We start from the raw sequence: 21833 nt of genomic DNA, 5'->3' as shown, positions 1-21833 counted from the left end.
GGTGAAACCGGGCTGATCCGCTGTCGCGTATCGGTTCCGGTTTTTTTGTTCTTTTTAAAACCGTAATTAAAAAAGAATGTTTGTACTGATTATAAAATAAAATTAGAGATTTGCTTTAACCTGAAAATGTCAAGATATTTTATTGATATGAGATCTACCATCTGCCTGAAATTCAAATTAAGCGTGAATCTTTTAATAATGTCACTGCTATTTTGTGAAGTTATTAGCGCGCAGCAGTCTTTACCCAAAATACATAAAGATGAAGTTGATTTTGTTAATCCTTTAATAGGTACAGCAATAACCGGTTTTGCCAAAGGCCTTGACGGTGGCGGTACTATGCCTTGTGTTAATGTGCCCTTTGCCATGACCAATTTTGTAGCCCAAACCGGCGAAAGCAAAATGGGGCGCATGTGTTATCAGTATGAAGATAAGGCTGTTATTGGTTTGTTGGCAACACATCAGCCAACTGTTTGGATGGGCGATTATGGTTATGTATCTATTATGCCGCAAACCGGTAGTTTAAGGGTACTACCTAAAGAGCGCAGGCTAACCTATGACCATAAAGACGAAATTGCAAAGCCTTATTATTATTCGGTAAAACTAAAAGCCGATGCCAAAACAAGCATCAAAGCCGAAATTGCCGGGGCAAATACCTGTGGTATGTTTAGGTTTACATTTCCCGCAGCAGAAAAAGCTCATCTCATTATCCAGGGCATCAACCTTAACCCCGAACTTACAGATTGGGCTAACGATTACAAATCAAGATTAAAAAGACTAAAAGGATATGTTCATATAGATACCGTTAATAACGAGATCACCGGCTATAATCCCGATAGGCAATCAGCACAACTTGGTCCCGAGCTTAAAAACTTTAAAGGGTATTTTATCATTAAGTTTGATAAACAAATCCGCAAATATGGTACCTGGGATAACAAAATCATCAAAAAAGGCAGCGAAGAGCAGTTTGGTACCAGGATGGGCGCATTTATCTCATTTAAAACACTTGCCAATACACAAATTAAAGTTGCTGTAGCAACATCGTTTATTAGCCTTGATCAGGCACGCAGCAACCTTAAAAAAGAAATACCTGACTGGGATTTCGAGAAAATAGTTAAAGACACCCGCAATAATTGGCAACAGCAGTTAAAAGTGGCGCAGGTTAACGGTGTTACTAATGAGCAAAAAACGATTTTTTATACCGCGTTATTTCATACGCTATTATTCCCACGGCAATTTTCTGAATATGGAAGATATTACAGTGCCTTTGATGATAAGATACACAACGGCGAATCGTATAACGATTATTCATTATGGGATACTTTTCGGGCCTTACACCCGCTGTTGATATTAACCCAGCCAGAACGTATTAACGGTATGGTGAAATCATTACTACAAATGTACCAGGAGGGTGGATGGATGCCCATGTGGCCTAACCCAACTTATACCAATATCATGATAAGTACCCACGCTGATGCTGTGGTAGCAGATGCCTATGTAAAAGGTTTTCGGGGTTACAGCACCAAACTGGCGTACGATGCCATGCATAAAGATGCTTTTGAGGCACCGGATGGCGATATGCAAAAGAAATGGGGAGATCGCGACCTGTGGACAAGCTATGAGGCCAGGGGAGGATTAACCTATTACCACAAGCTAGGCTTTGTTCCGGTTGATAAGGTAAGGGAGTCTGTTTCGCGCACCATTGAATATGGTATTGATGATTATTGCGTAGCGCAGGTAGCCAAAAGTTTGGGCAAAACAGAAGACTATAATGAGTTAATGAAGTGGAGTGCCAATTATAAAAACGTTTATAACCCGGCAACCGGTTTTATGGCTCCTAAAAATGTCAACGGGCAATGGTCGGCAAAGCCCGATAGCGGCTTTACCGAGGGAACAAAGTGGACATATACTTTTGGCGCCATGCAGGATATCCCGGGTATGATCAGCCTGATGGGAGGCGAAAAGCCGTTTGCCGATAAACTAAAACATAATTTTAATGACGGACATTACCGGGCCGATAACGAGCCGGGGCATCATTATATTTACTTGTTTAACTACTGTGGTATGCCATGGAAAGCACAGGAATTGGTGCGGCAGCATACAGGTTGGCAAAACTTCAGGAACGCGCCTATCGGCATAAATGGGAACGATGATTGCGGACAAACCTCGGCCTGGTATATTTTTAGTACCATGGGCTTTTACCCGGTAACTCCCGCATCCGGGCTGTATAGTATTGGTGCACCGCAATTCCCTTACATCGCATTGAATTTACAAAATGGAAATAAGCTGGTTATTAAAGCTATAGATCTATCGGCACAAAATAAATATGTTAAAGAAGTAAGGTTTGACGGGCAACTCATTAAAAACCATATAATCTCGCACGAACAGATCAGCCATGGTGGCACTTTGGAGTTTAAAATGACCAGCGTGCCCCAAAAGGATTGATTACGAGCATAATAAGTACATTTATCTGTAGAGATAATTCAAATGGTATATTTATTTAATTTGTAACACCGCTAAGCTAATTCTTTATCCCTTTTCATGGCTTCGGCCATTTTGATACCTTGTTTCCGTATTTGTTCGGTGCGTACATAGCGCTTATCGGCACCCAGGTTGGGTTTGGTAATAAAATCATAAAACATACGTGTCCAGGAATGGGTGGAATCCAGGTGCTGGTAAAATTCTTTGGTAATGCGGTAATATTTAGGCAAAAAGCGGCCGGGAATGTTCATAATATCATGATGCTCGTTATGGTAGCCCACATTAAAGCAAACCCAGTTGAGCCAGCCGTAGTAGGAGTTGGTTTCCTGTCCTTCTTCAAAAATAAAATGTTCGTGAATAAAATGCCCGGCGGCGGGGTGCAGGCTAAAACCCCACAAGGTTGAAAGGAAAAGGTAAATGATGGCTATTTTACCCAGAAAAACAAAGATCAACACATCGGTGATAATCAGTGTGATAATATTGGCCCATTCCCAGCGGGTTGGCTTGGTATCAAAACCGCGTACCAAAAACAGGAAAAAGATATAAAAGAATAACCAGATAAACTTGCGAATACCCGATTTACCTACCATTTTAACTTCCCAATGACTGGGGAAGTCATTGTCCACCTGTTCAATACCCAGATGGGAGTGGTGTTTCATATGATGTGTTCGGAAAGCAATGGCACCCGGCACTAATACCGGAATATTGGCGAAAATTGCCAAAGCCTTGTTTTGCGCCGGTGTTTTAAGCATAAGGTTGTGGGCCATCTCATGCACGGCCATAGCCGACCAATGGTTCATTGTACCGCCAACCACATAAGATAATAATATGATTTGCCACCAGTACGCGCCGAATGAGGGAAACCAAACGCTCACACTCCAGGCAAAGCTAATTTGCCCGGCTACAATAAAAAACGTTAACACAGCGGCCCATGGATCATAACCCATCAGTTGCTTTACTTCGGGATGTTTTTTCAAAACTTCTATCCGGCGCAAAAAATGAATATCCGGTGTATCGATAGGCTCAAAAGGGGTTTCGGCTTTCATAGTGTGTTGTTTAGATATACTAAATAACATAAATATTTACAAAATATTCCCAGTAGTTGTACGCTAAAGTTTGCGTATAAATACTTAAAATACAGCGTTATATGGTGATTTGGTGATGCTTAAAATAGTTTTCCAGTAAAACAGGAGTAAGGCAGGGAATACTTAGGCCGATAAATTGTCGTTTTAACTGGCAGCATGGGAGAGGAGCGGCAAAACTGAAATAAATTGTCATTTTATCCCTTTATTTATAATTAGGTTGCTTTGGTTTAGGCTTAAATAACCAATATTTTTTATGTTTACCCAAAAAACAAACTCAGCAATGAAAATTCTAAAAACATCTTCTTTCGTATTATTAATAGCGGCCGCAGCTTTAGCTTTACCTGCTTGTAAAGCAAAAAAATTAGCCGAGAAACCAGCACCTGTTGAGACAGAGAAAATGTATGCGCCTGCGCCAAAACCAACTCCACCGCCTGCACCGGCCCCGGCTCAGACACCTCCACCAGCGCCGGTAAAGCCAAATTATAATTTCAGCAATATTCAGTTTGAGTTTAATTCGGCAGTGTTAAAAACCGGGTCGTACCAGGCTTTAGACGCGGCAGTTATTGAAATGAAAAAAGACGCGACTGTAAAATTCATATTGAATGGAAACTCATCTGCCGAAGGTACCGACCAACGCAATATGGAATTATCAGTTGAACGCGCCAACTCGGTAAAAACATATTTAGTTAACAGCGGCATCAGCGTTGATAATTTAACAGTTAAAGGCTACGGCGAAAGCAAACCAATTGCTGATAACGCGACTGAAGAAGGACGTGTATTGAACCGTAGGGTTGAGATAAAACTTAATTAGTTTTAGTTCATAGTTGATGGTTCATAGATCATAGACGAAAGGTCATTTATACCAAATGTGGCTCGAAGACCAGAGTTCATACGAGAACTCAGGTTTTCGAGCCATTTTTATTTAAAATCGCCTCATCGCTGCTATGAACCATGATCTATCAACTATGAGCATTTAAATAGGCAACCATTGTGCACGCCGGAGCGTAATGTTTAAAGTAATAACTACACTTTAACAGGCGCTTTGAAGCATATTATTAAAGGGATTTTGACCCTCCTTAATACCCGCGAAAAAAACAGGTTGTACAGGCTCATCCTGTCCGATTTGTTGATTAACGTGCTGGATATTGCCTTTTTGGGGATGCTGCTTATCGTCATCGGGCTTTATACCAGTGGCGCGTCTATAAAACACCATATTTTACTCCCTGCCGCCTGGCTTAATAACAATACGCTTTTACCAATAGGCATCTTCCTTATACTTTTCTGCTTTAAAAACCTGCTCGGTTATTTGATTACGCGTTTTCAGCATCACTTTTTTTATGATGTGGCTACGCGCTTATCTAACAGGAATATAGTACAATATCTCAAAGGCGATTATGCTGATTTTGTTAATGTGGATTCATCCATCCATATCCGGCAAATCAGTCAGCAGCCCATCGAGTTTAGTCATTATATCTTGAATAATGTACAGCAAATTATTTCGCAAGCTATCCTTATCGCATTTACTATAGGGGCAATCTTACTCTATCGGCCCTTATTGTTTTTGTTGTTGTTAGTATTGCTGGTGCCCCCTGTAATTTTACTGGCCTATTTTCTCAGGAGAGGATCAAAACACATCCGCGAACAAATAAAATTAACCAGCGAAAAAAGTATCCAGCATTTACAGGAATCCTTATCGGGCTTTGTTGAAAGTAATATTTACGATAAAACCAGTTTCCTGGCTAATCGCTATGGCAGCTATCAGCAGCAATTGAACAACAATATTGCAGGCCAGCAAACGCTGTTAAGCTTGCCATCGCGCATGGTAGAGGTATTTGCTATTTTAGGTTTTTTTATCCTGGTGTTAATCAACAAATGGTCGGCGCATGAACCGGTTGTGGATCTGTTTACCATTGGGGTTTTTATGGCAGCGGCATACAAGATCATTCCGGGTATTATCAAAATCTTGAATAGTGGCGGTCAGATAAAAACCTACGAATTTACGTTAAATGATCTGCTCAAAATTAAAGAAACAGATTGCCAGATAAAAAGCGAGCTGATCAATATACCACAGCCTATTAGTTCTATCAGATTCCACAACGTACGGTTCAGTTATAAAGATCAGCAGGTGCTCAACGGTGTCAACTTTGAGATTAATCCCGGCGATTTTGTCGGTATCTCGGCAGCTTCTGGCAAGGGAAAGACCACTATAATTAATTTATTATTGGGCTTTTTAACTCCTGATGCCGGGTATATCTATATTAACGAACGTACCCTGGATACAGAAAAAAGAAAATTACACTGGAAAAATATAGCTTACATAAAGCAACAAACATATCTTATTCATGATACAATCCTCAAAAATATTACCCTGAGCGATGATGGCTATAACCCCGATAAACTGCGTGAGGCATTTGCTTTTTGCGGTCTCGATCAACTTTTAATCAACTACCCCGAAGGATTGAATACAGTCATCCGCGAAAATGGCAAAAACTTAAGCGGCGGCCAGCGGCAGCGCATCGTTATGGCAAGGGCGCTGTACCATGATTTCGATCTGTTGATATTGGATGAAGCTTTTGGCGAGTTAGACCAGCAGGCCGAAGAAGCTATCCTGTGTCAATTAAAAGAGTTAGCAATGGCGCAGGGTAAGATGGTCATTTTTATTACACACAATGTAGCAAGCCTGGCTTACTGCAACAAAATAATACCCCTGAATGATTAAACCTAAAGCACTGATTATATTAAGTCCGGGTTTCCCGGCCGATGGCGACGACACCGCCTGCCTGCCCTTACAGCAAATTTTTGTGCGAACACTTCAGCAGGATAACCCCGAACTGAATATTATGGTGATCAGTTTTCAGTACCCATTTAAAGCATCCCGCTACTTTTGGTACGGTGCCGAAATAATAGCGCTGGCAGGTAAGGGGCGGGGGCGGATTTACCGGCTGCTTACCTGGCAGCGTGCATTTAAGGCATTGAAAAAGATAGCACGAGATTACGAAATAACAGGCTTACTAAGCTTTTGGATGGGTGAGTGTGCCTTGGTTGCCAACAAGTTTGCCAAGCGGAATAACCTGCTGCATTACTGCTGGCTGCTTGGCCAGGATGCTAAAGCGGGAAATCATTATGTTGACCAGGTGAGGCCCATGCCTGGATCTGTTATAGCCCTATCTGATTTTTTGGCAAAAGAGTTTTATCTCAATTATAACATTAAGCCCCGGCACGTGATCCCCGTGGGTATTGATACCTCCATTTTTGAGAAAAATGCCCGAGCGCGCGACATTGACATTATGGGGGCCGGGTCATTGATCCCACTAAAACAATACAGTTTGTTTATCAACGTAATTAAAAGTATAGCAAACGATTTTCCGGATATCAAAGCTGTCATTTGCGGCAAAGGGCCCGAAATGGAAAATCTGCAAAATCAAATAAACAGGCTTGGTCTCGAAAATAATGTTGAGCTGAAAGGAGAACTACCTCATCGGCAGGTATTGGCGTTGATGCAACGGTCTAAAGTGCTTTTGCATACCTCCAACTATGAAGGTTATGGCGTGGTATTGAATGAAGCCCTTTACGCGGGCGCACATGTGGTTAGCCTGGTAAAACCGATGGATGTACGCCCTGCGCAGCATCATATTCCAGATAATGCCGAAGATTTGCCAGCTATGATAGCCGCCTTGCTACATGATAAATCTCTCAAACATCAACCGGTGTTGGTTAATTCTATGCAGGGCATAGCCCGGCAGGTTGCATCGTTGTTTGTCAGCTAACACATAAATTGCATAAAATTTGAACCCTGTGGCCATCCATCCGTATAAATGCCGGAAAAAGCTTATTGCCCTCCCTCATTATGCACTTACCGGATAATATTTTTGCTTTAACACTACTCATCACCGGGTTGGTGAGCTTTGGCGTAGGTATTGCTGTTTTTCAAAAACTGGGCGGTGCCGTACGTTGGTTTGGTAGTATTATACTGGCAACCGCCATTTGGGCCATTACCTATAGTTTTGAACTAAGTAGCAATAACTTGCAAACCATGGTAATGTTTACCCATCTGGAATACATTGGTGTGGCCACGCTGCCAAGCCTGTGGATAATATTTGTGATGCGGTTTACCGGAAGAGAAAACTGGCTTAGCATATGGGGGATGGCCCTCATCTTTTTAGAACCTGCTTTAACGCTCATTTTTAAATGGACAGGTGCCTGGGGCTTACAATACGCGACTGTCAAAGTAGCCAATAACGGGCCGTTTCCTTTACTAGATATTACACCAGGTTGGTGGTACCGTGTGCACACGCTTTTCTTTTACGCCATGCTGGCCTGGGGTTTTTGGATGATTGTTGCCAAATTCAAAAAAGCCGAAGGTATTCTTAGGCGACAGAACAGGATCATATTGGTTGGCGCTATGTTTCCCTGGGTTGTAAACCTCATTTACTTGCTACATATTCGCCCGTTTAAATATCTTGATCTTACACCCTTTGCTTTCATCGCCACATCGCTGGTTATTGGTGTTGGTTTATTGCGGTTCCGTTTGTTTGATATTGTGCCCATTGCCCGCGAAAAGATCATTGAAGCATTGCAGGAAGGTATCCTGGTTACCGATTTGAACGGGATGATCATTGACCTTAACCCGAGAATGAAAAAATTGCTTGATGCGCAGCGGGCATCCTATATAGGCAATCATATTGATGAGCTTTTTATTGATATGGACCTGTTTAAACAAGCCGAAAACTGGCCCGAAAATTATCAATTAGAGATTAGCAGGAAAGAACAGGAGCAAACGCGTTTTTATGCTGTAACGGTTACCCCTTTGTTTGAAAAACGTACTATTTACAGTGGCAATGTATTTTTATTCAGAGATATTACCGAACGTAAACAGAACGAGCAAAAACTGGAAGAGCTAAATCAACTGAAAGACCGGTTGTTCTCTATCATAGCACATGACCTGCGCACCCCTATGATCAATTTAGGTGATATGATCTATTTGATAGAAAGTGGCGACTTAAGTCAGGCAGAATTTGTATCGATGCTGCCCGAACTGTCAAGAAACATTACCTATACATCGGGGTTGGTAGATAACCTGCTTTTTTGGGCGAAAAGCCAATTGGGCGGTGCCACCATAAACCCGGTAAGTTTTGATCTTTACCTGGCTGCGGAGCATCTGCTTGGTCTTTTTCAGCGCAGTGCTGATGAAAAGGAAGTTGTAATCCATAACCAGGTTAAAGAGCTAACATTTGCTTACGCCGATGAAGATATGATACAGGCGGTGCTACGGAACCTGGTTAATAATGCTATTAAGTTTTGCCGTAGTGGCGATTATATTTATATCAAAGCCGAGATGTCAAATAGTGAACTGATCATCAGTGTAGAAGATACCGGCGTAGGGATAAGCAAAGAAAACCTGACCCGTATATTTGCATTAGGAAATTTTACCACTCGTGGTACGGTTAATGAACAAGGCACCGGCCTTGGTTTAATGCTTTGCCAGGAGTTTGTTGAAAAAAATAAAGGGCATATCGGGGTAGAAAGCGTACCTGGTAAGGGAAGCCGTTTTTATTTTACATTGCCTGTTGGTATAAACACAAGCCCTGTTTTGGTATAAAAAGGGCCGTTTATCCCCAAATCCCCGCGCCGCTGTATTTTCTCTTTATAATACCGAATAGATTTTGTTGGTTTGTTTTGTTAACCAGGCAAATCATTCAAATTGAAACCCGAAAAAAAAATATCACTTTATTGGATATGTCAGCTCATAGGCTGGTCGGCAGCGGCAACATATTGGGCGTTTTTGGCATGGGTGCAGTCGCCGCAAAATTTCAATATATTGTTGGCTTTTGTTCATTTTGTATTGGATATCATCATCGGTATTGGAGTTACGCATGCTTATCACGTATTTGCCCATAGGCTGGGTTGGATAAAGCTTCGTATTCAAGATATGCCCATACGTTTAATACCAGCAGTAATTTTAATGGGCCTGCTGTACATGTTACTGGTAATATGGAAGCTGTATGCCATAAGGATATATTTCAGCTACTCGTTTGATGAAAGCCTAAAGCAGTTTTTCATCGAAAATTATCTCATCATTTCGGCTACCGGGATTCGGCTGATGGCTATATGGTTACTGGCTTTTCATTTATATCATTATGCGGTTATGGAAATTAGTATCGCAAAGGATAATGCCCGTTTGCAGATGGTAGCCCACGAAGCGCAGTTACAGCAGTTATCGGCGCAATTAAACCCTCATTTCTTTTTCAATTCGCTCAATAGTGTTAAAGCGCTGGTAAGCACTAATCCGTCAAAGGCGCGCAGGGCTATTGATTTGTTATCAGATTTATTGAGAAACTCATTATATGGCAACAACAAAGGCCTTATCCCCTTGAGCGATGAAATGAACCTGGTGAATGATTATCTTGAACTGGAAATGATCCGTTACGAAGATCGCTTACAGATATTGGTAAAGGTAGATGAACATGTTAACGACTGCAAGATCCTGCCCTTAAGTATCCAAACCCTGGTTGAGAATGCCATTAAACACGGCATCGCGCAGCAAAAAAATGGCGGTAAAATTAGTATTGTGGTAACTGCCGAACAGGGATATATTACCATATGTGTTGAAAATACCGGCCGATTAAACGGCCTTAATACAGCTACTGGCCTGGGCTTAAAAAACCTAAGGGAGCGATTGGAACTACAATATCGGAGCAAGGGATCATTTACGATCATTCAATTACCAGGCGAACGGGTTTTATCGACCATTAAAATACAGGTATCATGAAGAAGATCCGAGTATTAATTGTAGATGATGAGCGCCTGGCAAGGGCCGAAGTGAAGCGCACGATAGCAAATTTCCCTGATCTTGAAATTGTGGGCGAAGCCTGTAATGCCGGTGAAGCCCGGCAAATGGTTAATTTAAAAAAGCCCGATTTGCTTTTACTGGATGTACAAATGCCCGGCGAATCTGGATTTGATCTTCTGGAAACCATCAACCCGGTACCCGAAGTAATATTTGTTACGGCATTTGACCAATATGCCGTAAAAGCCTTTGAGGCAAACGTCCTTGATTATCTTGTAAAACCGGTACGCGACGAACGTTTTGCAAAGGCAATTGAAAAGGTAAGGCATAAGTTAAGTTCCTCCGGCGCTAGTCAGCAGATCTTTGTTAAAGACGGAGATAAATGTCATTTTATAAAATTGAGCGAGTTGTACCTTATTGAATCAATGGACAATTACGCCCGCTTATATTTTAACGATCAAAAAACTTACATCAAACGCTCCTTAAATCAACTGGAAAAAAAGCTGGACGCAGTTATATTTTTCAGAATTAACCGGGCGCAGATCATCAACACAACTTTTATTAAACAAGTTACCCCATTGCCCGGCGGTAAACTAAGCATCAGCCTTAAAACCGGTGAGTTGCTGGAAGTATCTGAAAGGCAATCGGTAAAATTTAAAACCCTAAACGGATTGTAATACGCCGTTTCAACCAAAACAGATCATCATGAAAAAATTATTCCTTTTACTGGCTATCATAAGCCGGTGTGTAACACTTTATGCTCAAAATTTGCCTCAGCCCGATAAGGAAAAGTACATTATTAACGATAGCGTGTTTATAAAAACGCCGCAGGGGCATACACTCTCGGCCGTAGTTATACGCAGACGCGATATGACTGGCCCGCAACCTGCTGCGCTGTTTGTATTTATTTATTCTGATACCAAAAGGAGTTTAGCCGAAGCAAAATACTCCGCCGATCATGGCTATGTAGGCGTTGTTGCCGATGTGCGGGGTAAACGGCTTAGTCTGGATGGGGTTGCCCCCTACGAAAACGATGCAACAGACGTATATGAGGTAATAGACTGGATAAGTAAACAGCCCTGGAGTAATCATAAAATAGGGATGTATGGCGGTAGTTATTCGGGCTTTGCGCAATGGGCAGGGCTTAAATATAAAGTTCACCCGGCACTTAAAACCATTGTTCCTTATGTTTCGGCGATACCCGGGATGGGTTTGCCCATGGAAAATAACGTATTCCTGAATGCCAATTACGGTTGGGCCTTTTACGTTACTAACAACAAATACCTGGATACCGCCACTTATAATAACCAGGAGCGCTGGCAAAACCTCCAAACTAACTGGTATCAAAGCGGAGCAGCCTATAATAGGATAGACAGTGTTGACCATGCCCCCAATCCCTGGCTGCAACGTTGGCTAAAGCATCCCGGTTTTGATAGTTACTGGCAATCTACAATTCCATATGGCCACGAATATGCAAAGATCAATATCCCCGTGTTGGCGTTTGATGGCTATTATGATGACGGGCAAACCTCCGGGCTTTATTACATCCGCCAGTTGGCTAAATACAACCCCAAAGCAAATTACTATGTGATATTGGGCCCTTATGATCATTTCGGTGCACAAAGAGGAGGAGTAGCCAACCTGCGCGATTATGTTGTTGATTCTGTAGCGCTTATCGATACCAAAAGGATCACTTTTGAATGGTTTGATTACATTATGAAAAACGGGAAAAAGCCTGACATTTTAAAAGGCAGGATCAGTTATGAAGTGATGGGGGCCAATCGCTGGGGGCATGCGCCATCATTAGATAAAATGCATAACAGCATGCTCAGACTTTACCTCAGCAACGTTAAAAAGGACGACCAGTTTAAACTATCGGCACAAAAGCCCGCGCAACTTACCAGCTTGGAACAGGAGGTTGATTTTGCAGATCGCACTACCATGAACACGTTTGCTTATCCATACCCCATTATTCAAAAAGATATCAGCAGTAACGGCTTCACTTTTGTAAGCGATAGTTTAAAACAAGCGCTGATAGTAAACGGTGCGTTCATCGGCCGGCTTACGGCTTCCATCAACAAAAAAGATTTTGATTATAGCGTAGTATTATATGAAATGATGCCTAACGGCGAATATTTTGAGCTTACTTATTTTGTAGGACGGGCAAGTTATTCGTGGGATATCAGTCATCGCAAATTACTACAACCGGGCAAAATAACTACATTGCCGTTTAGTAATACCAAAATAGTAAGCAGGCAATTGCAAAAAGGGAGCAGACTGGTGGTTGTGATCAACGTAAATAAAAACCGGTTTTGCCAAATCAATTATGGCACGGGTAAAGATGTAAGTACCGAAAGCATAGCCGATGCCCAAATCCCTTTGAATGTAAAATGGTATAATAATAGTTTCATTGAGGTACCGGTATCAAGGTAAGGCTTTATTATTGCCAATTAAAACGTATCCTAACCCAATTTCTATTGGGAATAATTGTTTATAAGTCCATTTTTGTCAACACAAGGCAATGAATTAAAAATGCTTAAAACAAGTGGCAATTAGCAGCGTTCTTGCTATACGTTTTAACCATTCGTATTTATGAGCACCACTACACTTAAGGACATTGCCGGTCAGCTAATGCGCGATAATAAAGGTTTGTTGGCTATGGATGAAAGTACCCATACCTGTAACAAACGTTTTGAAGAAGTTGGTATCCCCCAAACAGAGGAATATCGCCGTAAATACCGCGATCTTATCGTAAATACACCCGGTTTGGGTAGATATATAAGTGGCGCAATATTGTTTGATGAAACCATTAAGCAAAGCGCTGATGACGGTACGCCATTCGTGAATATTCTGCAACGAAACGGGATTATTCCAGGAATAAAGGTTGATGAGGGAGCCATACCTATGGTAGGGTTCCCCGGCGAAAAAATCACTGAAGGCCTGGATGGTTTGGGTGATCGCCTAAAAAATTATTACAATAGGGGTGCCCGTTTTGCCAAATGGCGGGCTGTAATTACTATCGGTGCTGAAATTCCTTCGGCAACCTGCATCAAAGCAAACGCATATACACTGGCCCGCTACGCCATGTTTTGCCAGGAAGCTGGTTTGGTGCCAATTGTAGAGCCGGAAGTTATAATGGATGGCGGTCACTCGCTTGAGAAATGTGCCGAAGTAACCACCGAGGTACTTCACGCTGTATTTAACGCCTTGTATCAGCATAGGGTTGACCTGGAAGGCATGATCCTGAAACCCAATATGGTACTGCCCGGCGAGGGTAGCGCTGAAAAGCCTTCGGCAAACCAGGTAGCAGAAGCTACCATAAAATGCTTTTTAAGAACAGTGCCTGCAACAGTGCCCGGTATCGCGTTTTTGTCGGGCGGACAACCTGCCGAACTGGCCTCAGAAAGATTAAACCAGATGCACGTGCAATTTGATAATGTTATGCCCTGGGGGCTTACTTTTTCCTATTCAAGAGCTGTGCAGCAACCCGCTTTGGAGATATGGAAAGGCAAAGACGAAAATATTCTTGAAGCGCAACAGGCTTTATTACATAGGGTGGCCTGCAACGGGGCCGCCAAGTTAGGGAAGTACAACCACGAGATGGAAAGTGCTGATTACAAATTCCAGGAGTAAATATTTACAGGCTCTAAATAAAAAGCCATTCGCATAAAACGGATGGCTTTTTATTATTTATAGGTGTTTACCTTATATCAGGTTAACACTGCGGTTTACAAACTCAGTAAGTTCGGCACCGGTTAATAATCCCTGTGAAAGTAACGCCAGGTCAAATGCTTGTTTTGACAATTGAGCCTGCACTTCTTCGTTATCTTCCTGTAAGATACGGGTGATCAGCTTGTGGTTACCATTTACAATTACCTTGTAATTATCGGGCATATTACCGTAAAAGCCCATGCCGCCGCCCATGGCTGCCATATCTTTCATACGGCGCATAAACTCATCCATAGTTACAGTAACAGGCAACTCATCTGGATTAAGGCTCTCTAACTGAACGCTATATGCAGGTTTGTTAATGGCTTTGTTAAAGATATCCTTAACCTTGGTTGACTGCTCATCGGTTAAAACAGATTCAGGTGCTTCATCTTTTTTGATCAGTTTATCAGCAACATCGGCATCAACACGTTTCAATGATGTTTTCTCTAATTTTTGCTCTAACTGGCTGATAAAGTGGTTATCAATAGGAGAGTTCATCACCAGGATATCATACCCTTTTTTATTAGCCGACTGGATAAACGAATCCTGTTTAGCCGGATCATTGGTGTAGATATACACTAACTGGCCATCTTTATCTGTCTGATTACCTTCTACTTTCTCTTTATATTCGGGCAAAGTGAAGTTTTCTTTTTTGGTGTTGGTTACCAAAACAAAGTCTTTTGCTTTATCATAAAACTTGTCTTCGCTTACCAGGCCATATTTTACAAACAAGCCAATGTCAGTCCATTTCTCTTCGTAGGCTTTGCGGTCGGCTTTAAATAGTTCTGATAATTTGTCAGCTACCTTTTTGGTGATATAGCTGTTGATCTTTTTAACGTTGCTATCGGCCTGTAAGAAGCTACGCGATACGTTCAACGGGATATCCGGTGAATCGATAACACCATGTAACAGCATCAAAAACTCGGGCACGATGTCCTTTACCTCATCGGTGATAAACACCTGGCGGCTAAATAGTTTGATCTTATTTTTTGAGATCTCAAAATCGTTTTTCAGCTTAGGGAAGTATAGTACACCTGTTAAGTTAAACGGATAATCAACGTTCAGGTGGATCCAGAATAAGGGGTCTTCGCTGAAAGGATAAAGCTGTTTGTAAAAGTCAAGGTAATCCTGATCTTTTAATTCAGATGGAGCTTTAGTCCAGATAGGGTTGGTATCGTTGATGATGTTATCTATTTGAACATCAATGTATTTTGGTTTGCCTTCTTCATCAACGCCATCTTCTTCCTGCTCTGTTTTGGTGCCGAATTTAATAGGCACAGGCAGGAATTTGCAATATTTGTCAAGGATTTCCTGTAGCTTGTACTGGCTTAAAAACTCCTCAGATTCGCTGTTGATGTACAGGGTGATCTCGGTACCACGCTCGGCTAAAACGCCTTCGCCGATCTCAAATTCGGTGCTGCCATCGCAAACCCAGTAAGCGGGTTCGGCGCCTTCCTGGTAACTAAGTGTTTGAATTTCAACTTTATCGGCAACCATGAAGGCCGAATAAAAGCCTAAACCAAAACGGCCGATGATCTCATTGGCATCTTTAGCTTCTTTGAACTTTTCCATAAACTCGGTAGCGCCCGAAAACGCTATCTGGTTAATGTATTTTTTAATTTCTTCGGCGGTCATACCCAGGCCATTATCGCTAATGGTGATGGTTTTTTTGGCCTCATCAAATGCAACTTCAACACGCAGATCGCCAAGTTCGCCATTGTACTGACCTAAAGAGGCCAGGCGTTTGATCTTCTGGGTAGCATCGACAGCGTTTGATACCAGCTCGCGCAAAAATATCTCGTTGTCTGAGTATAAAAACTTCTTAATGATCGGAAAAATGTTTTCGGTATGGATCGAAATACTGCCTTTTTCTTGCATAATATTATTTATGATTGAGTTAAATATGATTTACAACCTGCAACCATCAATGCATGTTCCAAAGATCAATAAGTTGTCAAATTGGCAGTGGAATATAAAAAACTGCTTTTTGCCTGCCGATAAATACCTTACCGGCGGTAACCCGGCGGCACACTTTTAAATACCTTTGAGATACCTTTTTTATTGCCCTTGCAACACCTTTCTACATCCTTTGGTACACCATTGTCTTGTTTTGATAGATTTTGAATATTTTAATTATTTTTACCAGGCCGATGGCAAACCTTAACATGAAAAAAATAATAACCCTAAACCTGTTTTTACTGGTTACTTTACTTTCGGTAATTAGTTGCAAAAACAAAAAGAAGGAAACTCCCGCAACTGCTCATAAAGATACCACCCTGGCAATTGATACCTCGTTTTTGGATGATAAGAATTATGTATATCAAAATATTCTCGATACCAGGCATGTTAAGATGATTAACCGGAGAACTAACGACACCAGCGTGGATAACAATATCTATACTGACTCTTCTTACTCCCGCAAGTACGTAGAACTTACAGTTGCTCAAAAGCTTCAGCTGATCGGTCCGTTCATTGGCAAAACGCTTGACGTTAAACCGAAGTTTGCGAGGGATCTTATGTCGGCTTACTTTATATCGAAGCAAAAGAAGATAGGGGACTTACAGCCTATTATTGTTTGGATAACCGGCGATGACTACGGCTCATTAAGCATGATCATTTTAAATAAACTGCATCAGCCCATAGATGGTTATAACCTGGATGGAGGCATGCAGCCGGGGCCGGAAGACATCGGTGATTCGCTGATGAAATTCGACCTGAAAAGCTACTCTAAATTAAGAAACAGGGAAATAACCACCGTACGGATGGAAGAAACTGATTATAAAGACACCACGAAAAAGGATATACAGATAGACTCCAATGTATTTAAAACGCTGATACAAACAGATGGCAGTTTTAACACCAAACAAACGGTTAAACAGCATTTTGTTACCCAGGAGAACAAGATATCTATTGAATGACGTATAGCACTTAAATAAATATAGTTCATGAAAATTTTCACGCTTTCAAAAATGAAAAAAGTACTGGTTTCAGTAGTGCTTTTTTCTCCGGCATTCTTTTCGATAACAAGCTGCGAAAATAAAAAAAGCGTTTTTCAGGTAACTGAGGATACTTCGCTTCTGGATGATAGTAATTACGTTTATAAAAATATAAGTACCACTAAAAACCTGAATTTTGTAGACAGAAAGAGCAAGATAGATTCATCAATCTTTATTAAATATAGCGACTCGACCTGTAAAAAACCTTTGAAATTATTCTCAAAAAATCAATGCGCTCTGTTGTTAGCCCCTTTTTTACCTGTCGGTTACGGAGTTGATTACGCTGTTGATGAAATGTGGGGACATTTTGTTTCAAAGCAAAATAAAATAGGGTCATTGCAGCCCATTATAGTTTCAGTTGGGGCAGTTCATGATTACTTCGCTTTGAGATTGATTATATTGAACAAAAATGGAAAAGCGATAAGCTACATTGACCTTGATGATCCAACTTATTTTCCGCAGGATCACAATAGTTATACTGATTATCAAACTGAGAGTTATTCGGTATTAGATAAAAATGAAATTATAAGTTATCGTGTATCTAAATTTCGTTATGCAAATAAAGGTCCGGTAGGGGAACTGGTTGTTGACTCCGTTGTTTTTAAAAGTGTAATTGATGCGAAAGGTAAAATATCAACCAAACAAATCGCGAAAAATCGCTATACAAAAAAATCAAAATCGGTTAATAAGTAAGGTTTTAGAATGCTTTCAAAAACGCATTCACTACATCATTCAATTTCGCTATTGTTTCCTCATCGGCTACTTTATCGCCATCCATTTTAGACCGGATAAAGGAGATATTCAACCTGGCCCCATCGGCAACCCGGGCATTAAGCGCGCCCAGGATCAGCAGCATGGCGGCGTGGGCTGTTTCGCCACCTAAGGAGGCGGTGATAAGGGCGACCGGCTTATCTGAGAACGAGGCACTTGAAACCATCCAATCCAGCATATTCTTTAGCTGACCCGGCACACCAAAAGCATATTCAGGCGTGCAAATGATTACACCATCAACCTGTTTTAAAAGCTCCCTCACTTCAAAAACAGGCTCAGGGGGATAGTCATCGTCATTGCCCGGATCAAAAGGAGGGATCAATGCTAATGAATCATAAATGGTATAATCAATATCCGCAGGCATCAATCCGCCTAAGTATTTTAAAATATTATGATTGGTTGATCCTGTTCTTAAACTGCCGGAGATGGCGAGGATTTTATGTTGGGTCATTTAAAAAGATGTTTTACATTATCCGTAAAAAAAGTTGTCATTTCGACGAACGGGAGAGGCTGTGCGTTGGGGTAAGGAGAAATCTTATGCGAGCGACTTTGCGGTTATTGCAAGATGTATAAGATTTCTCTTTCGCCCTTTACTAAGCCCCCTTCTTCGCTCTATCGAAATGACATTTTTTTATTAAAAGATGTAGTCCTAAAAACAATTATTTTATCCTAAGGCACAAACTGTAAAATAAACGATGACCCTTTACCCTCGGTAGACTGTACCTGGATATTACCCTTATGCAATAGCATGATCTGCTTACACAGGCTCAAACCGATACCGCTGCCGGTTTTTTTGGTGCTAAAGAAAGGGATAAAGATCTTATCTAACAGCTCATGCGGCATGCCCATACCATTATCGGTAATTTTAACCAGTGTTTTGCTGCCGCTTTGCGCTTCGGCCGATAGGGTGATGCGGGGTTCCTCGCGGTCTTTAACGGCTTCAATTGCGTTTACCAGCAGGTTAATCATCACCTGTTCTATCAGGTTTATATCGGCCTCAATGGCAAGGGCAGGGTCGCGCAGGATGATTTCCAGCTCAATGTGTTTTTTCTCCAGCGTAGGCCTCATCAGGCTGTTGAGGTTTTCAAACAGGTTACGCACCAATACTTTGTCCCTGTCCAGTTTGGTGATCTTGTTGAGGCTCCGGTAACTTTCGGTAAATTTAAGCAAACCATCGCTGCGGCGTTTAATGGTATCAATGCCCAGTTCCAGGTCTTCCAGGTCGCTGCCATCCATAGCTTCGGCAATCTCCGGACTTTGCAGCCGGTTTTTCAAGGTATCTGCCAATGATGAGATCGGGGCTACGGAGTTCATGATCTCGTGCGTCATTACATTCAACAATTTCGACCATGCCTTTGATTCTGTTTCGTCAAGCGCTTCGCTTACGTTTTGAAAAGCTATCAGCTTATAAAGCTTCTCGTCGCTGCGCATTAAGCTGGCTGTGATCAATATTTTAACCAGTTGCTGGTTGCGGGTAATGGTAATGATATTACTTTCACCGGGTTTTAGTTTGATCAGTTCCTGGTATAGGTCGGCCTCCCTTTTTTCTAAGGATTGAATAGTTTTAAGGTAGGGGATGCTCAGCAATTTTTTAAAAGCTTCGTTGATCCAGCTAATGTTACCTGTATCTTCCTCGTACGATAAAATGCCGGTATCTACCAGTTCCAATATCTTTTGCAGGTAATGGTATTGTGTTTCGCGTTCGCGGCTGATGAGCTTAAAGGTTGTGTTGATATCGTTAAAACCCTTGCGCAAAGGCTTTAATTCGTTAGGCGCTTTACGTACATCAAAATGGCGCGAAAAATCGCGGTAATGGATCGATTCAACAAACTGGTTAACCTCATCCTGCGCCTTCTTTTGAAAGCGAATCATTTCTATCACCGAATAAATAATGAGCGGAATAAAAATAACAAGGTATAGTGGTTGACCCTTAACAGTAACAAAGGCGGCGGCACATAAAGCCAGGAACATTAAAAATACGCGCAGCAGCAGCCGCCATTCGTAACGGTTAAATATCATATTTGCTCAATCTTCGGTATAAGGCGGTGCGGGTGAGGCCAAGCTCTTTAGCCGCACGGGTGATATTGCCATTGTGCTTTTCAATCACCTTTAAAATGGCATTCTTTTCCAGGGTGCTTAACTGGATATTATCATCGTTGGTGTTATTATCTGTAGCGGTTTCCAGGATAGAAAATATCAGGTCATCGGGCCTTAAAGTGCTTTCATCGGCCATGATCACCGCGCGTTCAATGGTGTATTGCAATTCGCGCACATTGCCGGGGTAGTTGTATGATTTTAGCTTTTGCAAAGCGGGGGTATCAAAATCCATAGCCGCTTTAAGGTATTTGCTTGCATATAGCTTGGCAAAATGCCTGGCCAATATCACAATATCCTCATTGCGGCGGCGCAATGGCGGCATATTGATCTCTACCGTGTTTATACGATAAATTAAATCCTTACGGAAACGGTTTTCGTTAGCCAGTTCGCTCATTGGCACGTTGGTAGCGCAAATGAGCCTGATATCAACATCAACAGCTTTGTTAGTTCCTAACCGTGTTACCTGCCTGTTTTGCAGTATGGTAAGCAGTTTGGCTTGCTGTTGCAGGCTGATATTGCCAATCTCATCTAAAAACAAAGTGCCGCCCTGTGCATCCTCAAACCTGCCGGCACGGTCTTCCCGCGCATCAGTAAAGGCACCTTTTTTATGGCCGAACAGTTCGCTTTCAAACAAAGTATCGGTAAGCGCGCCCACATCAACCTTTACAAAGGGCTTATCGGCCCGTAAGGAACGTTCATGAATAGCCTTGGCCATCAAATCTTTACCGGTTCCGTTTTCGCCCAGGATGAGGATATTGGCATCGGTAGGCGCTATCTTGTTCACCTTGTAAAAAATATCCTGCATCACTTCCGATTCTCCAAGTATAGAAGTATCGCCGGCAGTGCTTTTTACAGCCGCTTTAGCCACTTTAGCGCCGCCTTCTTTTTTATCAAGCAGCTCTTTTATGGTGGCTATCAGCTTTTCGTTATGCCATGGTTTCACCACAAAGTCGTCGGCACCTTCTTTTAATGACCGTACAGCCAAATCAATATCACCATAAGCGGTTATCATGATCACGCAAACGTTGGGTTTCCAGTCCTTAACCTTGCGCAGCCAGTAAAGGCCCTCGTTACCGGTATTAATGGCACTGTTAAAGTTCATATCCAGCAAAACCAGGTCAACCTCGTTTTTTTGCAACAGCCAGTTCAGGTTTTCGGGATTTTTCTCGGTTATTACTTCACCGGCCTGTGTTTTAAGCAACAGCTTAACGGCGGTAAGTACATCCGGATCATCATCAACAATTAAAATGGTAGCTTTTTTTAATATCATTTTTTATAGTTCATAGTTAATGGTTCATGGATCATAGATAATGGTTCATGGTTATCGATTCATAAATAATGATACAGGATAACAGACGCATGCAATTTAACAATTGTTACAGCAATTTCTTTTTTCCATGAACAATGATCAATGAACTGAATAAACAAGGTTGCAAATTACATAATTGCATAGTTAAGTTTAATACTGGTTATATAAATACTGTTATTTAATAATTAATGCGGCACAAACGGATTATATGGACGGGGGAGACCGCTTTTAAAAAGGAGGCACCTGACGGAGCCAAATATCAGGATATACATTTACTATAAACACGGGGCACCTCCGGAGCCTGAAAATAGATTTCTGACTCCAGCGGAGTCTCGTGTTTATAGATCATGCCCGAATATTCCGGTTCCGTAGGTGTCTTCTGTCCGCTTTTTAATTTTAAAAGTAATTTCTCCCCCGCTGTTCGAACAGCCGAGGTCTGTAGTAGCCCACTGCCAGCTTTTTAATTGAAGCTGTCTTAACTCTTGATTCTAATCTCTTGACTCTTGACTCGTCCGGGAAAAACTATACACTAAAAAGAAGTGTATGAAAACAGAAGACGATCAAACAGCGCCCATAATTCGCTTTCACGAGCGGGGCCA

Annotated in this window: 17 protein-coding genes; 12 read left to right on the top strand and 5 right to left on the bottom strand. The window is 41.7% G+C overall.

From position 1 onward, the window contains the following. Positions 1-198: 198 nt before the first annotated feature. Complete coding sequence (locus FHS10_RS25785; protein ID WP_259096729.1) at positions 199-2442, top strand: GH92 family glycosyl hydrolase; 2244 nt, start codon at positions 199-201, stop codon at positions 2440-2442. Between the two features lie 71 nt (positions 2443-2513). Here FHS10_RS25785 and FHS10_RS25780 read toward each other — a convergent pair whose 3' ends face one another. Further along, the gene (locus FHS10_RS25780) at positions 2514-3524 is read right to left on the bottom strand and encodes a fatty acid desaturase (protein ID WP_259096726.1); all 1011 of its coding nucleotides are present in this window, start codon (positions 3522-3524) and stop codon (positions 2514-2516) included. 319 nt (positions 3525-3843) lie between these two features. On the opposite strand from FHS10_RS25780, the gene FHS10_RS25775 reads away from it, so the two are divergent. From FHS10_RS25775 to FHS10_RS25740, 8 genes are all read left to right on the top strand, one after another. Next, on the top strand, positions 3844-4374 hold the full coding sequence (locus FHS10_RS25775) for an OmpA family protein (protein WP_259096724.1): 531 nt from the start codon (positions 3844-3846) through the stop codon (positions 4372-4374). 231 nt (positions 4375-4605) lie between these two features. Next, entirely contained in the window at positions 4606-6282 is a 1677-nt protein-coding gene (locus tag FHS10_RS25770) for an ATP-binding cassette domain-containing protein (RefSeq protein ID WP_259096723.1), read from the top strand. Continuing rightward, positions 6275-7330 (top strand): glycosyltransferase family 4 protein, encoded by a 1056-nt coding sequence (locus FHS10_RS25765; protein ID WP_259096721.1) that lies wholly within the window; start codon positions 6275-6277, stop codon positions 7328-7330. The genes FHS10_RS25770 and FHS10_RS25765 overlap by 8 nt, the downstream gene beginning before the upstream one ends. Positions 7331-7410: 80 nt before the next feature. After that, complete coding sequence (locus FHS10_RS25760) at positions 7411-9162, top strand: sensor histidine kinase (protein ID WP_259096719.1); 1752 nt, start codon at positions 7411-7413, stop codon at positions 9160-9162. A 102-nt stretch (positions 9163-9264) separates the two neighbouring features. Continuing rightward, the gene (locus tag FHS10_RS25755; RefSeq protein WP_259096717.1) at positions 9265-10332 is read left to right on the top strand and encodes a sensor histidine kinase; all 1068 of its coding nucleotides are present in this window, start codon (positions 9265-9267) and stop codon (positions 10330-10332) included. After that, positions 10329-11027 (top strand): LytR/AlgR family response regulator transcription factor, encoded by a 699-nt coding sequence (locus FHS10_RS25750; RefSeq protein WP_259096715.1) that lies wholly within the window; start codon positions 10329-10331, stop codon positions 11025-11027. Before FHS10_RS25755 ends, FHS10_RS25750 begins: the two co-directional genes overlap by 4 nt. Positions 11028-11055: 28 nt before the next feature. Beyond that, on the top strand, positions 11056-12783 hold the full coding sequence (locus tag FHS10_RS25745; protein ID WP_259096713.1) for a CocE/NonD family hydrolase: 1728 nt from the start codon (positions 11056-11058) through the stop codon (positions 12781-12783). Between the two features lie 159 nt (positions 12784-12942). Next, the gene (locus FHS10_RS25740; protein WP_259096711.1) at positions 12943-13983 is read left to right on the top strand and encodes a class I fructose-bisphosphate aldolase; all 1041 of its coding nucleotides are present in this window, start codon (positions 12943-12945) and stop codon (positions 13981-13983) included. Positions 13984-14055: 72 nt separating this feature from the next. Here the strand turns inward: FHS10_RS25740 and htpG are convergent, their stop codons facing one another. After that, positions 14056-15939, bottom strand: a complete 1884-nt coding sequence (htpG, locus tag FHS10_RS25735) for a molecular chaperone HtpG (RefSeq protein WP_259096709.1) — start codon at positions 15937-15939, stop codon at positions 14056-14058. A 10-nt stretch (positions 15940-15949) separates the two neighbouring features. On the opposite strand from htpG, the gene FHS10_RS25730 reads away from it, so the two are divergent. From FHS10_RS25730 to FHS10_RS25720, 3 genes are all read left to right on the top strand, one after another. After that, positions 15950-16099, top strand: coding sequence for a hypothetical protein (locus tag FHS10_RS25730; protein ID WP_259096707.1), 150 nt, complete (start codon positions 15950-15952; stop codon positions 16097-16099). 127 nt (positions 16100-16226) lie between these two features. After that, positions 16227-16979 carry a hypothetical protein gene (locus tag FHS10_RS25725; RefSeq protein ID WP_259096705.1) on the top strand — a complete coding sequence of 251 codons (753 nt, stop codon included), beginning with the start codon at positions 16227-16229 and terminating at the stop codon, positions 16977-16979. A 51-nt stretch (positions 16980-17030) separates the two neighbouring features. Then, positions 17031-17750 (top strand): hypothetical protein, encoded by a 720-nt coding sequence (locus FHS10_RS25720; RefSeq protein WP_259096703.1) that lies wholly within the window; start codon positions 17031-17033, stop codon positions 17748-17750. A 4-nt stretch (positions 17751-17754) separates the two neighbouring features. Here FHS10_RS25720 and FHS10_RS25715 read toward each other — a convergent pair whose 3' ends face one another. The 3 genes from FHS10_RS25715 to FHS10_RS25705 all read right to left on the bottom strand — a co-directional run bounded on the left by FHS10_RS25715 (position 17755) and on the right by FHS10_RS25705 (position 21195). Next, on the bottom strand, positions 17755-18279 hold the full coding sequence (locus FHS10_RS25715) for an NADPH-dependent FMN reductase (RefSeq protein ID WP_259096701.1): 525 nt from the start codon (positions 18277-18279) through the stop codon (positions 17755-17757). A 218-nt stretch (positions 18280-18497) separates the two neighbouring features. Beyond that, positions 18498-19847, bottom strand: coding sequence for a sensor histidine kinase (locus tag FHS10_RS25710; RefSeq protein WP_259096699.1), 1350 nt, complete (start codon positions 19845-19847; stop codon positions 18498-18500). Continuing rightward, positions 19837-21195 carry a sigma-54-dependent transcriptional regulator gene (locus FHS10_RS25705; protein ID WP_259096697.1) on the bottom strand — a complete coding sequence of 453 codons (1359 nt, stop codon included), beginning with the start codon at positions 21193-21195 and terminating at the stop codon, positions 19837-19839. Before FHS10_RS25705 ends, FHS10_RS25710 begins: the two co-directional genes overlap by 11 nt. Positions 21196-21833: the final 638 nt, after the last annotated feature.

It is taken from the genome of Mucilaginibacter dorajii, assembly GCF_024808255.1.
Lineage (GTDB): Bacteria > Bacteroidota > Bacteroidia > Sphingobacteriales > Sphingobacteriaceae > Mucilaginibacter > Mucilaginibacter dorajii.
Note: the sequence above shows the minus strand (reverse complement) of the source record. Positions and strands in the feature narration are given on the sequence as shown.

What these genes read in the sequence shown, in the direction of transcription:
- FHS10_RS25785 (WP_259096729.1), top strand. Translation starts at nt 199, where the DNA reads ATGTCACTGCTATTTTGTGAAGTTATTAGCGCGCAGCAGTCTTTACCC.
- FHS10_RS25780 (WP_259096726.1), bottom strand. Translation starts at nt 3,524, where the DNA reads ATGAAAGCCGAAACCCCTTTTGAGCCTATCGATACACCGGATATTCAT.
- FHS10_RS25775 (WP_259096724.1), top strand. Translation starts at nt 3,844, where the DNA reads ATGAAAATTCTAAAAACATCTTCTTTCGTATTATTAATAGCGGCCGCA.
- FHS10_RS25765 (WP_259096721.1), top strand. Translation starts at nt 6,275, where the DNA reads ATGATTAAACCTAAAGCACTGATTATATTAAGTCCGGGTTTCCCGGCC.
- FHS10_RS25760 (WP_259096719.1), top strand. Translation starts at nt 7,411, where the DNA reads ATGCACTTACCGGATAATATTTTTGCTTTAACACTACTCATCACCGGG.
- FHS10_RS25750 (WP_259096715.1), top strand. Translation starts at nt 10,329, where the DNA reads ATGAAGAAGATCCGAGTATTAATTGTAGATGATGAGCGCCTGGCAAGG.
- FHS10_RS25745 (WP_259096713.1), top strand. Translation starts at nt 11,056, where the DNA reads ATGAAAAAATTATTCCTTTTACTGGCTATCATAAGCCGGTGTGTAACA.
- FHS10_RS25740 (WP_259096711.1), top strand. Translation starts at nt 12,943, where the DNA reads ATGAGCACCACTACACTTAAGGACATTGCCGGTCAGCTAATGCGCGAT.
- htpG (WP_259096709.1), bottom strand. Translation starts at nt 15,939, where the DNA reads ATGCAAGAAAAAGGCAGTATTTCGATCCATACCGAAAACATTTTTCCG.
- FHS10_RS25730 (WP_259096707.1), top strand. Translation starts at nt 15,950, where the DNA reads ATGATTGAGTTAAATATGATTTACAACCTGCAACCATCAATGCATGTT.
- FHS10_RS25725 (WP_259096705.1), top strand. Translation starts at nt 16,227, where the DNA reads ATGAAAAAAATAATAACCCTAAACCTGTTTTTACTGGTTACTTTACTT.
- FHS10_RS25720 (WP_259096703.1), top strand. Translation starts at nt 17,031, where the DNA reads ATGAAAAAAGTACTGGTTTCAGTAGTGCTTTTTTCTCCGGCATTCTTT.
- FHS10_RS25715 (WP_259096701.1), bottom strand. Translation starts at nt 18,279, where the DNA reads ATGACCCAACATAAAATCCTCGCCATCTCCGGCAGTTTAAGAACAGGA.
- FHS10_RS25710 (WP_259096699.1), bottom strand. Translation starts at nt 19,847, where the DNA reads ATGATATTTAACCGTTACGAATGGCGGCTGCTGCTGCGCGTATTTTTA.
- FHS10_RS25705 (WP_259096697.1), bottom strand. Translation starts at nt 21,195, where the DNA reads ATGATATTAAAAAAAGCTACCATTTTAATTGTTGATGATGATCCGGAT.